Below are 19,967 nucleotides of genomic sequence, written 5' to 3'. Positions count from 1 at the left end.
CCTTTCAGTGCCGGCAAGGATTGCGAAAATTCTTCCCAACGACATGGCTACGGTGTCCATCGATGGCATCAGCCTGGAGATATCGATTGCTCTCATCGACGAGCTCGAGGTCGGCGATTGCGTCCTTGTCCATGTCGGCTATGCGCTGGCCAAGATCGATCCGACGGAAGCCAAGCGCACGCTGGAGCTCCTGCAGGAGCTAGGCAGTGCAGGAGAACGCCGATCATGAAATATGCCGACGAATTTCGCGACAAGGCCATCGCGCAGGGAATTGCGCGTGCGATTGGCGCCGAGGTCAGTTCGCAAAGAGCCTATCGGTTCATGGAATTCTGCGGCGGACACACTCATGCGATCTCCCGCTACGGCCTGGAGGATCTGCTGCCCGCGAACGTTCGCATGATCCACGGGCCCGGTTGTCCCGTCTGCGTTCTGCCCGCCAGCCGAATTGATATGGCGATCCGGCTCGTCGACCGACCAGAGGTCACTCTGTGCGTCTACGGCGACCTGATGCGCGCGCCTGGGTCGCAAGGACAGTCCCTGTTGCGAGCCAAAGCGCTCGGCGCAGACATTCGGATGGTCTACTCGACGCTCGACGCTATCCGGCTCGCCGAACAGGCGCCGAGCCGCGAGGTGGTCTTCTTTGCCATTGGATTTGAGACCACTACCCCTCCGACGGCGGTGATGATCCGGATTGCCGAGAAGAAGCGGTTGAAGGGCCTCAGCGTGTTCTGCAATCACGTGCTTACACCCTCTGCGATGCACAGCATTCTCGAGAACCCCAAAATCCGCGACACCGGCGGGGTTCCAATCGACGGCTTCATCGGGCCTGCACATGTGAGCACCATTATTGGCACGCAGCCTTACGAGCCTCTGGCGGAACAATTCGGCAAGCCCATCGTGATCGCGGGTTTTGAACCGCTCGATGTGATGCAGGCGATCCTGATGCTGGTGCGGCAGGTGAACGAAGATCGCTACGAGGTAGAGAACCAATACAGTCGTGCGGTGACGCGTGAAGGCAATCGGCGCGCCAAGGAGGAGGTATCGCAGATATTCGAACTGCGCGAGCAGTTTGAATGGCGAGGGCTCGGACTCGTCCCCAACAGCGGACTGAAGCTGAAGCAGGCTTACGCGCAATTCGACGCCGAGACGCGTTTTGCGATCCACGACCTGCGTATCGCAGACAATCCGGCATGCGAGTGCTGCGCGATCTTGCGTGGCGCCAAGCGGCCGGTCGACTGTAAGCTGTTTGGAACCGTCTGCACGCCGGAAACTCCCATAGGATCCTGCATGGTGTCATCAGAAGGCGCTTGTGCGGCGTATTGGGCCTACGGCCGAGTTCGCGATGAACAGTTGAGGCGGACGTCATGAGCGTAAAGGCTTATCAACGCAAGCTCGACATCGAGAACGGACGCGTTGATCTTTCCCATGGATCCGGGGGCCGTGCCATGGCACAGCTGATCTCCGGCCTTTTTCACCAAGCCTTTGGTAATGAATGGCTCGCCCGCTGCAATGATCAGTCCGCGTTTGACGTTGCGGCAGGCAGGATGGTGATGACGACCGACGGCTATGTGGTTTCCCCGCTGTTCTTTCCGGGCGGTAATATCGGGTCACTGGCTGTGCACGGCACGATCAATGATGTCGCGATGTCCGGCGCGCGTCCCCTCTATCTGTCGGCCAGTTTTATCATCGAGGAGGGCTTCCGGTTTTCGGATCTGAAGGCGATCGCGGATTCGATGGGCGCGGCAGCGCGCGGCGCTGGCGTTTACATCATTGCCGGAGACACCAAGGTGGTCGAGCGCGGCAAGGCCGATGGTTTGTTCATCTCTACGACCGGCATCGGGATTGTGGCCGATGGGCTCGATCTCTCCGCCGACAAGGCAAGGGTCGGGGACCGTGTGCTGGTGTCCGGTAGCGTCGGCGATCATGGGGTGGCGATCATGTCAAAACGTCAGAACGTCGCTTTTCAAACCGAGGTCGTCTCGGATTGCGCAGCGTTGCATAATCTCGTAGCGGTCATGGTTGCCGCCGGCGGTAGCAGCATCCGGGTGATGCGCGACCCGACGCGGGGTGGGCTTGCCGCGACCCTCAACGAGATTGCGCATCAATCTGACCTCGGGTTCCATCTGGAGGAAACATCCATTCCGGTGAAGCCCGCGGTTGCAGCTGCCTGCGAGCTCCTTGGTCTCGATCCGATCCATGTCGCCAATGAGGGCAAGCTCGTTGCGATCGTCGCGCCTGATTTGGCCGATGCCGTGCTTGCAGCCATGAAGGCGCACCCGCTCGGGTCCGATGCAGCTGATATTGGCGAGGCGGTGGCTGACGATCGGAAATTTGTGCAGATGGCGACCGGTTTCGGCGGCCGGCGAATCGTTGATTGGTTGTGGGGCGAACAATTGCCTCGGATCTGTTGAACACGTTGCGCATCGTCCAGTTTTTTGGAAACCAAATTTATGATCAATGGTCATTAGCCAAGAGCCATCAGCTTTGGAAACGATCCCTTCTATGGGCAAGTCTACCCAACCGGCACACTGCGACTCGGCTCTTCAAGAAGTTTCGGCGAGGCTGGATTTCGGTTGTTAGCTTTTTCACGAGCCGAGAACGCAATTCGAAACTTCATCGCGATCACGCATTTTCGACGGTTAAGCTCAGCGAGCATGGTCACTCGATCCGCTCGGCACCAGTGGGTTTGAAATCCTGCGAAGCTTGCCAAATATCGCTGAATTTCTGCGTCATTTTGACGGCTGCGTCGCAATATCCCTGCTCGCTTCCGATTAGAAAGGCGCTCCAGGTAGGGAGTTTTCAAATGAAGGTCGGAGTCCCCAAGGAAATCAAGGCGCACGAATATCGCGTCGGCCTTACCCCGGGAGCTGTCCGCGAATACGTGGCAGCGGGCCACCGCGTGATGATCGAGACCAATGCCGGCGCTGGCATTGGTGCAACCGACGACGATTATCGCAATGCTGGCGCAACGATTCTAACTTCCGCAGTTGAGGTATTCGCATCGAGCGAGATGATCGTAAAGGTTAAGGAGCCTCAGCCGTCCGAATGGTGTCAGCTGCGGGAAAATCAGATCCTTTTCACTTATCTGCATCTGGCCCCCGACCCGGATCAGGCCAAGGGCCTCCTGAAATCTGGATGCACCGCGATCGCCTATGAGACCGTAACTGATGCGCATGGTGGTCTTCCGCTGCTGGCGCCGATGAGCGAGGTCGCGGGTAGGCTTGCGATCGAAGCGGCGGGTAGCGCCCTGAAGCGGAGTGCAGGCGGACGAGGGCTGTTGATCGGTGGGGTGCCCGGTGTTCAGCCTGCCCGTATCGTGGTGATCGGAGGTGGTGTCGTTGGTACGCACGCGGCACGCATGGCGGTCGGTCTGGGCGCAGAAGTGACCATCATCGACCGTTCGATACGCCGGCTCCGCGAGCTGGACGAGCTATTCGAAGGACGCGTTCGCACCAGGTTTTCGACTATCGACTCCGTGGAGGAAGAGGTATTTGCGGCGGATGTGGTGATTGGTGCGGTGCTCGTTCCAGGTGCGAGCGCGCCGAAGCTGGTCCGCCGGAGCATGCTGAGCTCGATGCGCAAGAGGGGGGTGCTCGTGGATGTCGCTATCGATCAGGGCGGCTGCTTTGAGACATCGCACCCAACCACCCACGCTGATCCTACTTACGAAGTGGATGGCGTCATTCATTATTGCGTGGCCAATATGCCTGGGGCTGTACCGCTGACCTCGAGCCAGGCACTGAATAACGCGACGCTGCCGTTTGGTTTGGCTCTGGCCAACAAAGGTTTTTCCGCCGTGCTCGAAAATCCGCATTTGCGCGCGGGCCTCAACGTCCATCGGGGCCGACTAACTTACAAAGCGGTGGCCGAAAGCCTCGGGCTGCCCTTCTCACCGATCGAACAGGCTGCGGCCTGATCCCAGAGGCCCTTATGGGCGTTTCCTCCCTGACTTAGGCCACCCCTCGGGGTGGCTTTTTTTTGGCTCCATCGATCTGCTGACCGCCGTCGGCATAAGTGAAGGATCACCAGACGAGCGCCGGCTTCAGTCGCTCGCACGATGCGAGACAATGTACGTTCGCCCATACAGCGCATATGAATGCCGGTCTTGCCAGGTAATCGAAGGCAATTGAGAATGCGTCCCGCGGGTCCGCAGGGGACCCGCAATCACGGGCGACTTTATCTGGCGCGATCGCCGCGACCCTTTCTGGCTGGCTGTGGAACGCCGACCGGACCGGTGATGACTGCGCGGGCTGTTTATCGCGGTGCCGTCGCCGAGGCCGCCGGTGTCCCGTGACTGGGGCTTGGGGTCGACCTGATACACCGGCGGAGAACCTTGTGAAGTCGCGCGGCGCATCGATCATAGCCGCGGCACGACCACCTTAGGATGCATCGCAGGCTGGCTAACGCGGTTCACCTGATCGCTGACTGCCGAGAGATCGACCATGCGCAAACCACGGCATCGAGATCAAGCTGCTGTCATGCGCGTTGTAGGAATTGCGACACCGTGTCGAGGCGGCGACTTGCGTTATCGAAAATAGCCCAGACAAATCAAGGTTAACTGTCTGGCACAAGACTTGAAAGCAAGAAACTGTCGCGCAACTTTTGCTCATGGAATCGCAGTGATGGCCTACAAGATAATCGCATCCCAGTGCACCGTCTGCGGTGCGTGTGAGTTCGAATGTCCCAATGCCGCGATCAGCCTGAAGAACGATATATATGTGATCAATCCGACCCAGTGTACGCAATGTGAGGGGCATTTTGACGCGCCGCAATGCGTGGTCGTTTGCCCGGTGCCCGATACCTGCGTGCCGGCATAGGTGGGGTAGCCGATGAGAGGAGCTCCGGCGCGAAACATGATGAAGACGCTATCGTCAGCCGCCGCCTTTTGGATCCGTGTCCTGTTTCTCTCACTCGCTGGCCCAGAGTTGGCGGCGACTTGCACGATCCGCTCAGAGAGATTGCGGCGCTATCCTCGCCGGCGGGAGTTGTCGCTGCGTGAGTGGAGCGGGCAATGGTAGCCGTACAAGAGACGGTCGAGCGCGTGAAGCGCATCGACGTCGACCAGTATCGTTATGGGTTTGAGACCCTGATCGACTCCGAGAAGGCCCCGAAGGGGCTGTCGGAAGAGATCATAAAGTTCATCTCACAGAAGAAGAACGAACCCGCCTGGATGCTGCAGTGGCGGCTGGAGGCCTATCGGCGCTGGCTGACCATGCAGGAGCCGACCTGGGCCCGCGTCGACTATCCCAAGATCGACTTCCAGGATCTCTATTATTACGCGGCGCCGAAGCCGAAGAAGACGGTCTCGTCTTTGGACGAGATCGATCCGGAGATCCTGAAAACCTACGAGAAGCTCGGCATTCCCTTGCGGGAAGTCGCCATGCTCGAAGGCGTTGAGCCGAAGGTGGGCGAGGAAGATCCGGCCCGCCGCAAGATCGCGGTCGATGCGGTGTTCGATTCGGTCTCGGTGGCGACCACGTTCAAGGCGGAGCTGAAGAAGGCCGGCGTGATCTTCATGCCGATCTCGGAGGCGATCCGCGAGCATCCTGAATTGGTGCAGAAATATCTCGGCTCGGTGGTTCCGACCTCGGACAATTTCTATGCGACGCTGAACTCGGCGGTGTTCTCAGACGGCTCATTCGTCTACGTGCCGCCGGGCGTGCGCTGCCCGATGGAGCTGTCGACCTATTTCCGCATCAACGAGCGCAACACCGGCCAGTTCGAGCGCACGCTGATCATCGCCGACAAGGGCTCCTACGTCTCCTATCTCGAAGGCTGCACCGCGCCGCAGCGCGACGAGAACCAGCTGCATGCCGCCGTGGTCGAGCTTGTCGCGCTCGACGATGCCGAGATCAAATATTCGACGGTGCAGAACTGGTATCCCGGCAATTCGGAAGGCAAGGGCGGCATCTACAATTTCGTCACCAAGCGGGGCGACTGCCGCGGCGCCAATTCGAAAATCTCCTGGACCCAGGTCGAGACCGGATCTGCGATCACCTGGAAATATCCGAGCTGCATTCTGCGCGGCGACAATTCGCGCGGTGAGTTCTACTCGATCGCGATCTCGAACGGCTTCCAGCAGGTCGACAGCGGCACCAAGATGATCCATCTCGGAAAGAACACGTCGAGCCGCATCATCTCCAAGGGTATCGCCGCCGGCAAGTCGCAGAACACCTATCGCGGTCTCGTGACGGCGCATCGCAAAGCGACCGGCGCGCGCAACTTCACCGCCTGCGACTCGCTGCTAATCGGCGACAAATGCGGTGCGCATACCGTGCCGTACATCGAGGCGAAGAATTCGTCGGCGACGTTCGAGCACGAAGCGACGACCTCGAAGATCTCCGAGGACGTGCTGTTCTACTGCATCCAGCGCGGGCTCAGCCAGGAAGAAGCGGTGGGCCTCGTCGTCAACGGCTTCGTCAAGCAAGTTCTGCAAAGACTGCCCATGGAGTTCGCAGTGGAGGCGCAGAAGCTAATCTCGATCTCGCTCGACGGATCCGTTGGATAACGAAACCTCCCGCGAGCCCCTCGAATGCGGCTCGCCAGACGACGCATTTCAGGGGGCAGATCAGAATGGCGCTACTCGAAATCCGAGATTTGCATCTTGGTGTCGAAGACCGCGAAATCATTCGCGGGCTGCATCTTAGCGTCCATGCCGGTGAAGTGCACGCGATCATGGGGCCGAACGGCTCCGGCAAATCGACGCTCTCGCACGTCATCGCCGGCAAGCCGGGCTATGAGATCACCGGCGGACAAATCTTGTTCAGGGGCGAGAACCTCTTGCGGATGGAGCCAAATGAACGCGCCGCCAAGGGCGTGTTCCTAGCATTCCAGTATCCAGTCGAGATCCCCGGCGTGACCACCATGAACTTCCTGCGCGCGGCACTGAACGCCCAGCGCAAGGCGCGCGACCAACAGGAATTCTCCACCCCCGAATTTCTGAAAAGAGTCCGCGAGGTGGCCGGTTCGCTCAACATTCCCCGGGACATGATCAAGCGCGGCGTCAATGTCGGCTTCTCCGGCGGCGAGAAGAAGCGCAACGAAATTTTGCAGATGGCGTTGTTCGAGCCGAGCCTGTGCATCCTTGACGAGATCGATTCCGGCCTCGATATCGACGCGCTGCGTATCGTCGCCAGTGGCATCAACGCCTTACGTTCGCCGGAACGAGCGATGATCGTGATCACTCATTATCGGCGGCTTCTCGAGCATATCGTGCCGGACATTGTGCACGTGATGTCGAAAGGGCGGGTCATGAAGAGTGGCGGCAAGGAACTCGCGCTGGAGCTCGAGGCTTGTGGCTACGCCCAATTCGAAGACGCGGCCTGACGGCTCTAGGGACTTCCCGATGAAGCAGGTTTTGGTCAAAGCCGACGCCGAACGCGCAATGGGCAATGTTTTCGCTGCGGCGCGTGGACGGCTGCCTGGTGCAGGCCCTGTCCCCCAAATACGGGCGAGAGCATTCGAGGTCTACGAGCGTACCGGCCTCCCGCATCGGCGCATGGAGGATTGGAAATACACAGATCTGCGCGCCCTGATCAGCGAGGTGCTGCCACTCGCTCCGCGGCCGGATGCGGAGGCGCTGGTGCGCGCAAAGGTCTCGGTCAAGCAAGTGGCTGCCGATCAGGCGGTCAAACTGGTTTTGGTGGATGGCATATTCGCGCCGGAGCTATCCGATCTCGGCAGGCTGGAAAACGAAGTCGTTGTGCGGTCGCTGCGAGAGGTTCTGGAGAACTCGGCTACTGGGGGCATGGCCGGTCTGGTGCTATCGACGACGAGCGACTCGGCGATCGCGCTCAACGCCGCAATGGCGACAGATGGCTTGGTGATTACGGTCGCCGACGGCAATGCGGTGGAGCGTCCAATTCAAATCGTTCACGTCGCAACCGGACTGTCGGTGTCCACCTTTACACGTTGCTATCTGCAACTCGGTAAAGGAGCGCATGCGGCCATCGTAGAAAGTTTCGTCCCGGCTGAACGCGCGAGTGGCTATCAAGCCAACGATGCGATAATCGCCCTGGTTGGTGACGAGGCGAGCCTTTCGTATATCCGCGTGGCAGCTGCTGCCTCTGACGCCGTGAACATCTCGTCGGCGATCATCGCAGTCGGCGCCAGGGCTAAGCTCGACCTCTTCAGCATGACCTGCAGCGGCTCCATCAGCCGCTATCAGGGATTCATCACGCTGGCCGGCGAGGGAACCAAGCTCTCGGCGAATGGGGTTAATCTCATCAGGGACAAGCTCCACGCGGACACAACGGTCGTGGTCGACCACGCCATGCCACATTGCACCAGTCGGGAGAAGTTCCGCGCGGTCGTAGACGATTGCGGTCGCTCGGTGTTTCAGGGCCGAATTATCGTTCGTCCTGCCGCCCGGAAAACGGACGCCACCCTGACGACGCGAGCGTTGCTCCTATCCGACCAGGCCGAGGTCGACAACAAGCCGGAACTCGAAATCTTGGCCGACGACGTGACCTGCGGCCACGGAGCGACATCGGGTGCGCTGGACGACACTCTCGTATTCTATCTGCGCGCCCGGGGGCTATCAGAGAAGGATGCGCAGATGTTGCTGATTAAAGCGTTCGTTGGCGAGTCGATTGAGGAGATCACTTCCGAGAATCTGCGCGATTTTGTGACGGCGCAAGCTGAACACTGGCTAAAGGCGGGGCGATGAGCGCACATCCCGCCGTGAGCAATGGCATTTACGAGGTCAACCGTCTGCGTACAGACTTTCCTGCGCTCGCCATGACGGTGTACGGCAAGCCGCTTGTTTACCTCGATAACGCTGCATCCGCGCAAAAGCCCAACGCGGTGCTTGACCGTATGACGCAGGTGTACTCCAGCGAATATGCCAACGTTCATCGCGGCTTGCACTACCTCGCTAACGCGGCGACGGAGGCGTATGAAGACGCCCGTGCCAAGGTGGCGCGGTTTGTGAACGCGCATTTAAACGAAGAGATCATCTTCACCCGGAGCGCCACGGAGGCAATCAATCTGGTGGCGCAGACGTTTGGCCGTGAACGCATTAGCGCGGGTGATGAGATCGTTCTCTCGATTATGGAACACCACTCCAACATTGTGCCATGGCACCTTCTCAGGGAACGACTCGGTGCAGTGATCAAATGGGCCCCAGTGGATGATGACGGAAACTTTTTGCTCGATGATTTTGAGCGACTGCTGACCCCGCGCACCAAGATGGTTGCAATCACACAAATGTCGAACGTGCTCGGCACGGTGTTGCCGGTGAAAGACGTGGTGAGGATCGGGCATGCTCGTGGTATCCCGGTGCTGGTCGACGGCTCGCAAGGATGCGTCCATCTGAGCGCCGACGTCTGCGACATTGATTGCGATTTCTACGTCATGACGGGCCACAAGCTCTATGGTCCGACGGGGATCGGTGTGCTTTACGGCAAGTCTGAGCATCTGGCATGGATGCCGCCCTTCAATGGCGGCGGGGAGATGATCCGCGACGTCTCGCGTTCCGGCGTCATTTATGGTGATCCGCCACATCGCTTCGAAGCGGGTACGCCGCCGATCGTCGAAGCCATCGGTTTAGGGGCGGCTATCGATTACATCAACTCAATAGGCAAGGTGCAAATCCGCAGGCACGAGGGCGCACTGCTCGCTTACGCGCAGGAGAGGCTGACGGACATCAACTTCGTGCGCATGATCGGGACCCCGGCCGAGAAGGGGCCGATCATTTCCTTTGATATGAAGGGTACGCATGCCCATGATATTGCTACCGTCGTCGACCGCGCTGGTGTAGCGATGCGGGCGGGGGGCCATTGTGCGATGCCGCTGCTCAAGCGCTTCGGCGTGCTGGCGACGTGCCGTGCGTCACTCGGACTTTACAATACACGTGAAGAGATTGATGTGCTCGTGCGTGCGCTTATCAAGGCGCGGCAGCTGTTATCGTGATCGGCGAGCCTACGACGCCGGGTGGCGAGGCAGCTCGCATTGAGATCTGGAGCGTGAGGTCATGCACCTCATCGTCATCGTAGCACGTAAGCACCTGTAGATCTCAGCAGGCATAGATAGCATTGGCGAGCCTGTGTAGGCCACTCGGCCTTGCAGCCGGTCTTCCTGTTCGGCCGCTTTCGGCGAGCGCCGATTGCAGAGTATTCCGATCGCGGACACGCTCGAGTATTGGGCGGGCAATTTCACCCATAACCAGCCCTTGTTCCATTTCGAACAGGGCCAAGCCAAGAGTTCTCTGCCCAAAGCGTGATGTCGGGTTCGCAACAACACCCCCTATCACCGCACGAGGCGCGCTAAGCGATTTTGATTGCTCTGTTTTTTGTGCTCACGAGATGCTGGCATGCTGGTTGCAGAAGTCTTGGCAAGAAGCCGCCCTCACAACAGCTAACCTTTGAAGGACATCAGATGAGTCTCGCCACGACCCAGAGCATCGCAGAAATCAGGGCTCGCAACAAAGAGCTGATCGAGGAGGTGCTGAAGGTCTATCCGGAGAAAACCGCGAAACGGCGTGCCAAGCACCTCAACGTTCACCAAGCCGGCAAATCAGACTGCGGGGTGAAGTCCAACATCAAATCCATACCCGGCGTGATGACGATCAGAGGCTGCGCCTATGCAGGGTCAAAGGGGGTGGTCTGGGGACCGATCAAGGATATGGTTCATATCAGCCATGGCCCAGTCGGCTGCGGTCAGTATTCGTGGGGCTCGCGACGCAACTATTACGTTGGCACGACGGGCATCGATAGCTTCGTGACCCTGCAGTTCACCTCCGACTTCCAGGAAAAGGATATCGTATTCGGTGGCGACAAAAAGCTGGTCAAAATTCTTGACGAAATCCAGGAGCTGTTTCCACTCAACAACGGCATCACGATCCAATCGGAATGCCCGATCGGATTGATCGGTGACGACATCGAGGCCGTGTCAAGAGCGAAATCCAAGGAATATGGCGGCAAGACCATCGTGCCGGTCCGTTGTGAGGGCTTTCGGGGTGTGTCGCAGTCACTAGGCCACCACATTGCCAACGACGCGGTGCGCGATTGGATTTTCGACCAGCTCGAGCCGGATGGCAAACCAAAGTTTGAGCCGACGCCGTACGATGTTGCGATCATCGGAGACTACAATATCGGCGGCGACGCCTGGTCATCACGAATTCTGCTGGAGGAGATGGGCCTGCGGGTGATCGCGCAGTGGTCCGGCGACGGTTCTCTGGCTGAGCTCGAGGCAACCCCGAAAGCAAAGCTCAACATTCTGCATTGCTACCGTTCCATGAACTACATCTCACGCCACATGGAAGAGAAGTTCGGTATCCCTTGGTGCGAGTATAACTTCTTCGGACCTTCAAAGATCGCAGAGTCTCTGCGCAAGATTGCGGGCTATTTCGACGACAAGATTAAGGAAGGCGCCGAGCGGGTGATTGAAAAGTACCAGCCGCTGGTGAACGCTGTGATCGCAAAATATCGCCCGCGCCTGGAGGGCAAGACGGTGATGCTGTACGTCGGCGGGCTCCGTCCGCGTCATGTGATTGGTGCATACGAGGACCTCGGGATGGAAGTCATTGGCACCGGATACGAGTTCGGTCACAACGACGACTATCAGCGCACAGCTCAGCATTACGTAAAGGACAGCACGCTCATCTACGATGACGTCAATGGCTATGAGTTCGAGCGCTTCGTCGAAAAGCTCCAGCCTGACCTCGTCGGCTCGGGTATCAAGGAAAAGTACATTTTCCAAAAGATGGGTGTGCCGTTCCGGCAGATGCACTCCTGGGACTATTCGGGCCCATATCACGGCTATGACGGCTTTGCGATCTTTGCGCGCGACATGGACATGGCGATCAACTCGCCGGTCTGGAAGAAAACGAAGGCCCCCTGGAATCAAGCTTCGAGGGCGAAGCTCCTGGCTGCTGAATAAATCAACTTATCTCGCTCTTTGGGAAAGCCGGGGCGACACCAACCTCGATAGTGAAGGATTTCAACAATGGCGCAGAGTGCCGAACACGTGCTCGATCATCTCGAGCTGTTCCGCGGTCCAGAATACCAGCAGATGCTGGCTAAGAAGAAGATATTCGAGAATCCTCGCGATCCCGCCGAGGTCGAGCGTATCAAGGAATGGACAAAAACGGCCGAATATCGCGAGAAGAACTTTGCGCGGGAGGCGCTAGCGGTAAATCCGGCCAAGGCATGCCAGCCGCTTGGCGCCGTATTCGCCTCTGTTGGCTTTGAGGGCACGCTGCCCTTCGTCCACGGCTCTCAAGGTTGCGTGGCTTACTACCGCAGCCATCTGTCGCGGCACTTCAAGGAGCCTAGCTCCTGCGTCTCTTCGTCGATGACGGAAGACGCTGCCGTATTTGGCGGCCTGAACAACATGATCGACGGGCTCGCGAACAGCTACAACATGTACAAGCCCAAGATGATTGCGGTCTCGACGACCTGCATGGCCGAGGTGATCGGCGATGACCTCAACGCCTTCATCAAGACGTCGAAAGAAAAAGGCTCGGTTCCGGCAGACTTCGACGTGCCATTCGCCCACACGCCAGCGTTCGTCGGCAGCCACGTTACCGGTTATGACAATGCGCTCAAGGGCATTCTGGAGCATTTTTGGGACGGTAAGGCCGGAACAGCGCCGAAGCTGGAGCGCAAGCAGAACGGGGCGATCAACATCATTGGTGGGTTCGATGGCTATACCGTCGGAAACCTTCGCGAGATCAAGCGCATCTTGGCGTTAATGGACATCCAGCACACGATTCTAGCGGACAATTCTGACGTTTTCGATACTCCGACAGACGGCGAGTTCCGGATGTATGACGGAGGCACGACCCTGAAAGATGCGGCCAACGCGGTTCACGCCAAGGCGACAATCTCCATGCAGCAGTGGTGCACCGAAAAAACGCTGCCATTCGTGGCTGAGCATGGACAGGACGTCGTATCCTTCAACTACCCCGTGGGCTTATCGGCAACGGATGACTTTATCCTGGCGCTGTCACGCATCAGCGGCAAGGAGATTCCCGAGCAACTCGCGCGAGAACGTGGCCGCCTGGTCGACGCGATCGCTGACTCCAGCGCGCATATCCATGGCAAGAAGTTCGCGATCTATGGCGATCCGGATCTTTGCTATGGGTTGGCTGGGTTTCTGCTCGAACTCGGCGCCGAACCGACCCATGTGCTGTCCACCAACGGCAACAAGGCGTGGCACGAAAAAATGCAGGTGCTGCTTGCAAGCTCGCCATTTGGGCAGGGCTGCCAAGCCTATCCGGGCCGAGATCTCTGGCACATGCGCTCACTCCTGTTCACCGAGCCAGTCGATTTTCTGATTGGCAACACCTATGGCAAGTATCTGGAGCGCGATACTGGAACGCCACTGATCCGCATCGGCTTTCCCGTTTTTGATCGGCATCATCATCACCGCTCCCCCCTATGGGGCTATCAGGGCGGCTTGAATGTGCTGGTGAAGATCCTGGACAAGATCTTCGATGAGATGGACAAGAAGACAAACGTTCTTGGCAAAACTGACTACAGTTTCGATATCATTCGTTGATGAGCGACCGTGTGCCATCGCCAAAGCACTTGACGATGACACAAGCACACGAGGGTTGACCACGCAATTAGTTTGCGCTGAGAGGAAAAAGGATGAATTCACTAGCGGCCACGCTCCAGAATATTTTCGACGAGCCGGGCTGCGCCAAGAACGGCAGTAAGTCGGAGGCTGAACGCAAGAACGGCTGCACCAAACAGCTGCAGCCGGGTAGCGCTGCCGGCGGCTGCGCTTTCGATGGCGCCAAGATTGCGTTGCAGCCGTTCACCGACGTCGCTCACTTGGTGCATGGTCCGATCGCGTGCGAAGGAAATTCCTGGGACAATCGCGGCGCGGCGTCGTCCGGCGCGAATCTGTGGCGCACTGCATTCACAACCGATTTGAGCGAAACCGATATTGTATTCGGAGGCGAGAAGCGGCTCTGCAAAGCGATCAAGGAGATCATCGAGAAGTGCGACCCGCCCGCCATCTTCGTCTATCAAACCTGTATTCCGGCGATGATCGGCGACGACATCAACGCAGTCTGTAAGGCAGCATCTCAAAGGTTCGCAAAGCCGGTGATCCCGATCAATTCGCCGGGCTTCGTCGGCTCGAAGAACCTCGGTAACAAGCTCGCCGGCGAGGCCTTGCTCGAGTATGTGATCGGGACGCAAGAACCGGACTATACCACGCCGTATGACATCAACCTGATCGGGGAATACAACCTTTCGGGAGAGCTCTGGCAAGTGAAGCCATTGCTAGACGAGCTTGGAGTACGGATTCTCTCCTGCATCTCCGGGGATGGCAAATATCGCGAAGTCGCGTCATCTCATCGCGCGCGGGCGGCGATGTTGGTGTGCTCAAAGTCGATGATCAACGTCGCACGCAAGATGGAGCAACGCTACGGGATCCCGTTCTTCGAGGGGTCGTTCTACGGTATTCAAGATTCGAGCGAATCGCTGCGTCAGCTTGCCCGCTTATTGGTTGAACGCGGCGCGCCGACAGATCTGCTCGGGCGCACCGAAGCAGTGATCGCGCGCGAGGAAGCGTGGGCGTGGGCTGCGATAGAGCCGTACAAGCCGCGATTCGAAGGTAAGAAGGCCTTGTTGATTACCGGCGGCGTCAAGTCGTGGTCGGTCGTTGCGGCACTCCAGGAAGCAGGGCTTGAATTAGTCGGAACCAGCGTCAAGAAATCAACCAGGAAGGACAAGGAGCGCATCAAGGAGCTCATGGGGCAGGATGCCCACATGATCGAGGACATGACGCCGCGCGAAATGTATAAGATGTTGAAGGACGCAAAAGCGGACATCATGCTATCGGGCGGCAAGTCGCAGTTCGTCGCGCTGAAAGCGGCGATGCCCTGGCTCGATATCAACCAGGAGCGTTGCCACGCCTATATGGGCTATGTCGGAATGGTCAAGCTGGTGGAGGAGATCGATAATTCGCTCTCCAGTCCGATGTGGGAGCAGCTACGTCGACCGGCACCATGGGAAGCATTGGCCAAGGCGATGGTGCAGATACAATCGCCGATGGCCGCGATCGCCCGCGATCCGGCGCTCGCCGAAACCGCGCGCCGCGCGAGGAAGATCTGCGTGTGTAACAGAGTCGATTTGGGCACGATTGAGGATGCAATCTATGCGCACGGCCTGAAGAGCGTCGCAGCGGTCAGAGAGCATACCAATGCGGTCGGTGGCTGCTGCCAAAGACGCATCGAAGATATCTTGGTGTCCGAACCATCTGCCATGCGACAGGCCGCAGAATAGCGAGGCGTCATGGCAATCGTCACGGCGCCGACAAAAGCGTGCGCTGTCAACCCGCTGAAGATGAGTCAGCCGATCGGCGGCGCATTCGCGTTCATGGGGCTGCGCGGGGCGATGCCGCTTCTGCACGGCTCCCAGGGGTGCACATCCTTCGGTCTCACGCTCTTTGTCCGGCATTTCAAAGAGGCAGTACCGCTGCAGACCACCGCGATGAGCGAGGTCGCGACCGTACTCGGCGGCTATGAGAATCTCGAGCACGCTATACTGAACATCTATAACCGAACCAAGCCAAAGATCATCGGAATCTGCTCGACCGGTATCACCGAGACCAACGGCGACGATGTGGATGCCTACCTCAAGCTAATCCGGAGCAATCATCCGCAACTCGCAAAGTTGCCACTGGTGTATGTCTCGACGCCGGATTTCAAGGGCGCGTTCCAGGACGGCTGGGAAAAGGCTGTGGCGCGCATTGTGGAGGTGCTGGTGGAAGGGCCCAACGCCAGCGGCCTGCGGGATCCATCGAAGGTGAATGTTCTGCCGGGATGTCACCTCACGCCCGGCGACCTTGATGAACTCCGTGTCATACTGGAGGATTTCGGGTTGATCCCGTCCTTCCTCCCTGATCTGGCGGGATCGCTCGATGGGCATATCCCCGATGAGTTTACGCCAACGACCATCGGCGGCATCAGCGTCGACGAAATTGCGAGCATGGGCCGCGCCGGGTGGACGATTGCGATCGGCGCGCAGATGCAGCGGGCGGCAGAGGTCATGCAGGGCAAGACCGGCGTGCCTTTTCGTGTCTTCGAGCGGTTGTGTGGCCTGTGTCCGAACGACGAATTCATGACGTTCTTGAGCGAGATCAGCGGTCGCCCCATACCGTTGAAGTATCGGCGCCAGCGCGGTCAGCTCGCCGATGCAATGCTGGACGCGCACTTCCATATTGGCGGTCGCAAAGTTGCGATCGGCGCTGAGCCAGACCTCCTGTTCGATCTATCCGGCATGCTCCACGATATGGGCGCGCAGGTGACGGCGGCCGTGACGACCACTCAGTCGGGGGTGATCGAGCGGATTAAGACCAAGGAGGTACTCATTGGCGATCTCGAGGATCTGGAAGGGCTTGCCAAAACAAAGCATTGCGACCTGCTGATCACGCACTCGCATGGCAGGCAAGCGGCTGCTCGGCTGAAAGTCCCGTTCTATCGTACGGGTTTTCCGATGTTCGACCGACTTGGTGCGGGACACCAACTATCCGTGGGCTATCGTGGTACCCGCAATCTGGTCTTCGATATCGCCAATCTCGTGATCGCGCATCGTGAGGAGAACGATCGGCCTACGCCCGACAAATGGCGAACTGCGGCCGGATCGCCGCGATGCTCGGGATATCGCAGTTCCACCGGCGCAGCTGAGAGGTCGAGTGCATGAAGGTCGCGTTTGCCACTCAGGACCTGAAACGCGTCGATGCCCATTTTGGTTGGGCAAAGAATATCGCGATCTACGATGTCACGCCTAGCGGGCACGTGTTTCTCAAAGCGGTTGAGTTTGAGGGCGATCTAAAGGAAGACGGCAACGACGACAAGTTGGCGCCCAAGATCGACGCAATCAAGGATTGCGCAATCCTTTACGTCGGCGCCATTGGCGGTGCTGGGGCTGCGCGAGTGGTCGCCAACAAGATCCATCCTATCAAGGTGAACAAGCCAGAAAGCATTCTGGTGTTGCTCGAGAAACTCGAGCGCGTACTGAAGGGCACGCCACCTCCCTGGCTACGCAAGGCTATGGCAAAAGACCGACGGCGAACCTTCGAGTTCGACGAATGAGGTGATATGACCGCTAAAATAGAGCAGCAGGGAAACGCCGCCGACGCGCCGTTCCTCGTGGAGTTGATCAAGGTTTGGCGTGCTCAGGACACCAACGGAGCCTTGGAGGCGAGGAGCGATCTCGATCTGCTCGAACTCTATATTCTGGACAAGGAGAAACGGCGCGCATTGCCGATTATCGGTGATCCTGATCCCGATCCACTGTGGCGGCTTAAGCTTTTCTTCGATGCGGTCGCGCTCTCGATCGAGAGGGAGACCGGCGCGATGACCCAGCCGATTCTGGATCTGCATCATGAAGGATTCGCCCGCATGGTGCTCATCTCAGGCCGTCTGATCGCCGTGAACAAGCAGCTGCGCGATGTGTATCGCTTCGGATTTGATAGTTTGGTGAAGCTCGCGCAGCAGGGCGACAAATGTGTCAGCGACGGAATCGGCCTGATTTGGAAATTTCCGGAGGTGGCGAACTATTGGGGATATTCATGAGCGATCGTGAAACACTGAAGGCCGAACTAAGGAAAGTGTCCGCCAAGGCGATACAGGCCAAGCTGGATCTGCACGACCTTTCGGAAGAATTGCCCATCAACTGGACCTCGATCATGGTGGTCGCGCAGAAGACGTACGATGCTTATGCCGAACTTGAGCGCGAGAGTCTCGCCTTGAAGGCGCTAGAGAATACTTAAAAGGGGCAATGCATGTCGTTCCAAACACGAGACGGACGCGACTGGACGCCACAATACTTGATCACGATCGATGCAAAGAAATGCATCGGCTGTGGCCGCTGTTTCAAGGTGTGCGGTCGAGATGTCATGACTTTGAAAGGAATCGGTGAGGGAGGCGAACTTGTCGACCTCGACGACGAGGACGATGAGATCGAAAAGAAAATTATGGTTCTGAATGATCAAGGCGCCTGCATCGGCTGCGGTGCATGCGCCAGGGTTTGCCCGGCCAACTGCCAGACGCACACTTCGGCGGTACCTGAAGCAGCGTGAGCGAACACACTCGTCCTGTTGTGGCAGGCGAGATATACGTGAGGCAAGGCGCAATTGTGATCAGGTGAACTCAGGTGAGGACGGCATGCCAGAAGGATGTCGACCAAGCATCGAATAGCAAGATCGAGCGGCGAAAGCGTAAGCATTACCGGGCGATGGTTGGGGCCTCGGGCTATGTCATGCCGGCATAATATCCGTTGCTCACGAACCACTCGTCCCCAAGGTTCGCGTATTCGTAGGAGGCGAGCTGCGCCTCGCGCCGCACTAAGTGGATTGAAGCCTGTCATGATTGAGGCCGAGGAGTCTACTTTGAAAGGCAGTTAGCCACTACATCTGGCGATTTGATCCGAGCGGATCCTGTGCATGTCTGCTTGCGGATCAGGAGAAGCTTATGTTCCCGCCGCGCCGCCGATCGTGGACAATGGTGTCTGCCTAGATGGTCGATTCTACAGGGACGGGATGCGCCGGGAACACCTTAGTTGGTCTTTTGCACACGCCCAGCGGGGACGACATTTCGCTGCCCAGTACAGGCCGTTGCAATAGAGCACATGGGCATCGAGCGCACATCGCAAAATCAGGACGCGGAACAATTGGCACGCAGGTCTCTAATTCTCGTTGCGGGTTCATGGGTCGATGTACGTGGTCGGGCGGGGTAACCCATCTGCTAATAGGAACGTGCAAGTCATTATCATAAGCATCGGTTTCTTCGACGGATCGTAGCCGCCGATATTACGTGCGATTCCACCCACAGATCGCGGCTAGTCGCAGCTACGCGCAGACTGCGCGGGGTAGCCACGTGTAAACGCTGAGTGCTTTGGTCAGGTTGTGGTCAGCTAGGAATTCTATCCTCGCAGGCAGAGCCGCGCGTGGGCGAGCTCGATTGCGTGCAACTTTTCTCATAGGAGAGCGGTCTGATGTATGGCAGAATCGTTGGCTCATCCAGCCAGTTCACAACCGGTAATGACGATTCGTCAGAAGCGGGAGATAGTCCCCGATTTGCGGAAACAGTTGCAGGGATGGAACCAAGTGGGTCGTCATCCGAACCAGCGGCGTCATACTCTCTCGTTTCCGAACCGCCCATTAGAGAGATCCCCGACCGCGAAACCTTCAGGAGAGGAGTCGAGAGGTTCTTGCGCAGCGATATCATGCAGATCGCCGAGAACCCACAGGAATACTCAGATTTCGTCTCCGAGAAGGCTGAGCGCGCAGCAACCGTTGCTGGAAGTTACGCCTACACCTACGACGATCCAAATAAGCCAGCACGATTTTACAGCTACCGGTTGGGCGACGAAATTGTCGGGCTATTAAGAGCAGGAGGCCCGGTTCGGATCAAAGGAGACCAATTTCAACAACAGTTTGGGCGGAACGATATCACGTCCGTGGTAGATCTTAGGGTAACTCATCCGCTTGTCGAGAACGCTGGCGACATCTTGCTAGAACATCTACTGCGAGAGGACGGCGACCATCCGCTGATCATGTCGAGGCCGGCCTTACCAGGCATGGAACCCCGCCTTGCGGACATGGGTTTTGTTCACGTGGGCCGTAACCACTGGGTGCTTGATCCTCACCAAAATCCCGAAGTGTGGACGAAGAACGAGAATGACAAGTGGCAGCGTGTAGACAAGCCTACGAAGTATCTTTCCAAAGCTGGGGGCAGTGATGTCGGTCCTCAGAGAAGCTACGACTCGGATTCCTCGGACGACGGCGCTTCAATTTACCTGGAGCGCGCTCTTAGGCGAATGCCCCTCGAGTAAATTGGCTGCATAGCAGCACCGGGCCTGAAATGATGGGCTTTCGACCGTTCTATAGCGGACGCAATGGTCTTACTTCAAGGGGGCGACGCTCGCAGCGTCGCCCCGGCGGCCGAAACGACCGTCTAGCCCCTCTCCGAGGCTCTTACGATGCTCGCGGGGGATAGGCGATCC

18 protein-coding genes are annotated in these 19,967 nt (G+C 58.2%); all 18 read left to right on the top strand.

The genetic code is table 11. The annotated features are described in order from the left end of the window. Positions 1-43 precede the first annotated feature (43 nt). The 18 genes from I6F36_RS33760 (at position 44) to I6F36_RS33675 (ending at position 19,796) form a co-directional block, all read left to right on the top strand. A complete protein-coding gene (locus I6F36_RS33760) occupies positions 44-229 on the top strand; it encodes a HypC/HybG/HupF family hydrogenase formation chaperone (protein WP_306469171.1) in 186 nt (61 codons plus the stop codon). Beyond that, positions 226-1,368 (top strand): hydrogenase formation protein HypD, encoded by a 1,143-nt coding sequence (gene hypD, locus I6F36_RS33755; RefSeq protein ID WP_225129604.1) that lies wholly within the window; start codon positions 226-228, stop codon positions 1,366-1,368. The genes I6F36_RS33760 and hypD overlap by 4 nt, the downstream gene beginning before the upstream one ends. Continuing rightward, positions 1,365-2,411, top strand: a complete 1,047-nt coding sequence (gene hypE / locus I6F36_RS33750) for a hydrogenase expression/formation protein HypE (protein ID WP_225129602.1) — start codon at positions 1,365-1,367, stop codon at positions 2,409-2,411. Before hypD ends, hypE begins: the two co-directional genes overlap by 4 nt. Positions 2,412-2,803: 392 nt before the next feature. Continuing rightward, positions 2,804-3,916, top strand: a complete 1,113-nt coding sequence (ald, locus tag I6F36_RS33745) for an alanine dehydrogenase (RefSeq protein ID WP_225129650.1) — start codon at positions 2,804-2,806, stop codon at positions 3,914-3,916. Between the two features lie 706 nt (positions 3,917-4,622). Beyond that, positions 4,623-4,817, top strand: coding sequence for a 4Fe-4S binding protein (locus tag I6F36_RS33740; protein WP_225129601.1), 195 nt, complete (start codon positions 4,623-4,625; stop codon positions 4,815-4,817). Between the two features lie 194 nt (positions 4,818-5,011). Continuing rightward, positions 5,012-6,508 (top strand): Fe-S cluster assembly protein SufB, encoded by a 1,497-nt coding sequence (sufB, locus tag I6F36_RS33735; protein WP_225144487.1) that lies wholly within the window; start codon positions 5,012-5,014, stop codon positions 6,506-6,508. 65 nt (positions 6,509-6,573) lie between these two features. Next, on the top strand, positions 6,574-7,326 hold the full coding sequence (gene sufC, locus I6F36_RS33730) for a Fe-S cluster assembly ATPase SufC (RefSeq protein ID WP_225129597.1): 753 nt from the start codon (positions 6,574-6,576) through the stop codon (positions 7,324-7,326). 19 nt (positions 7,327-7,345) lie between these two features. After that, positions 7,346-8,668 (top strand): Fe-S cluster assembly protein SufD, encoded by a 1,323-nt coding sequence (sufD, locus tag I6F36_RS33725; RefSeq protein WP_225129595.1) that lies wholly within the window; start codon positions 7,346-7,348, stop codon positions 8,666-8,668. Next, positions 8,665-9,912 (top strand): cysteine desulfurase, encoded by a 1,248-nt coding sequence (locus I6F36_RS33720; RefSeq protein WP_225144488.1) that lies wholly within the window; start codon positions 8,665-8,667, stop codon positions 9,910-9,912. The genes sufD and I6F36_RS33720 overlap by 4 nt, the downstream gene beginning before the upstream one ends. 465 nt (positions 9,913-10,377) lie before the next feature. Continuing rightward, positions 10,378-11,880 (top strand): nitrogenase molybdenum-iron protein alpha chain, encoded by a 1,503-nt coding sequence (nifD, locus tag I6F36_RS33715; protein WP_225129591.1) that lies wholly within the window; start codon positions 10,378-10,380, stop codon positions 11,878-11,880. 66 nt (positions 11,881-11,946) lie between these two features. Beyond that, on the top strand, positions 11,947-13,503 hold the full coding sequence (gene nifK / locus I6F36_RS33710; protein WP_225129590.1) for a nitrogenase molybdenum-iron protein subunit beta: 1,557 nt from the start codon (positions 11,947-11,949) through the stop codon (positions 13,501-13,503). 92 nt (positions 13,504-13,595) lie between these two features. Next, positions 13,596-15,242: a nitrogenase iron-molybdenum cofactor biosynthesis protein NifE gene (gene nifE, locus I6F36_RS33705; protein WP_225129588.1), complete on the top strand. Its 1,647-nt coding sequence runs from the start codon at positions 13,596-13,598 to the stop codon at positions 15,240-15,242. A gap of 9 nt (positions 15,243-15,251) precedes the next feature. Then, positions 15,252-16,661: a nitrogenase iron-molybdenum cofactor biosynthesis protein NifN gene (gene nifN / locus I6F36_RS33700; protein WP_225129586.1), complete on the top strand. Its 1,410-nt coding sequence runs from the start codon at positions 15,252-15,254 to the stop codon at positions 16,659-16,661. Then, the gene (gene nifX, locus I6F36_RS33695; protein ID WP_225129584.1) at positions 16,658-17,053 is read left to right on the top strand and encodes a nitrogen fixation protein NifX; all 396 of its coding nucleotides are present in this window, start codon (positions 16,658-16,660) and stop codon (positions 17,051-17,053) included. The genes nifN and nifX overlap by 4 nt, the downstream gene beginning before the upstream one ends. Positions 17,054-17,059: 6 nt before the next feature. Next, positions 17,060-17,536 (top strand): NifX-associated nitrogen fixation protein, encoded by a 477-nt coding sequence (locus I6F36_RS33690; protein ID WP_225144489.1) that lies wholly within the window; start codon positions 17,060-17,062, stop codon positions 17,534-17,536. Further along, the gene (locus I6F36_RS33685) at positions 17,533-17,733 is read left to right on the top strand and encodes a CCE_0567 family metalloprotein (protein ID WP_225144490.1); all 201 of its coding nucleotides are present in this window, start codon (positions 17,533-17,535) and stop codon (positions 17,731-17,733) included. The genes I6F36_RS33690 and I6F36_RS33685 overlap by 4 nt, the downstream gene beginning before the upstream one ends. A 12-nt stretch (positions 17,734-17,745) precedes the next feature. After that, the gene (gene fdxB, locus I6F36_RS33680) at positions 17,746-18,042 is read left to right on the top strand and encodes a ferredoxin III, nif-specific (RefSeq protein WP_225140382.1); all 297 of its coding nucleotides are present in this window, start codon (positions 17,746-17,748) and stop codon (positions 18,040-18,042) included. A 914-nt stretch (positions 18,043-18,956) separates the two neighbouring features. Continuing rightward, on the top strand, positions 18,957-19,796 hold the full coding sequence (locus I6F36_RS33675) for a host specificity protein (protein WP_225144491.1): 840 nt from the start codon (positions 18,957-18,959) through the stop codon (positions 19,794-19,796). The last annotated feature ends 171 nt before the right edge of the window (positions 19,797-19,967 follow it).

Origin of the sequence: Bradyrhizobium sp. BRP19, assembly GCF_020194195.1 — a bacterium.
Lineage (GTDB): Bacteria > Pseudomonadota > Alphaproteobacteria > Rhizobiales > Xanthobacteraceae > Bradyrhizobium > Bradyrhizobium yuanmingense.
This window is presented reverse-complemented; position numbering and strand designations above follow the sequence as displayed.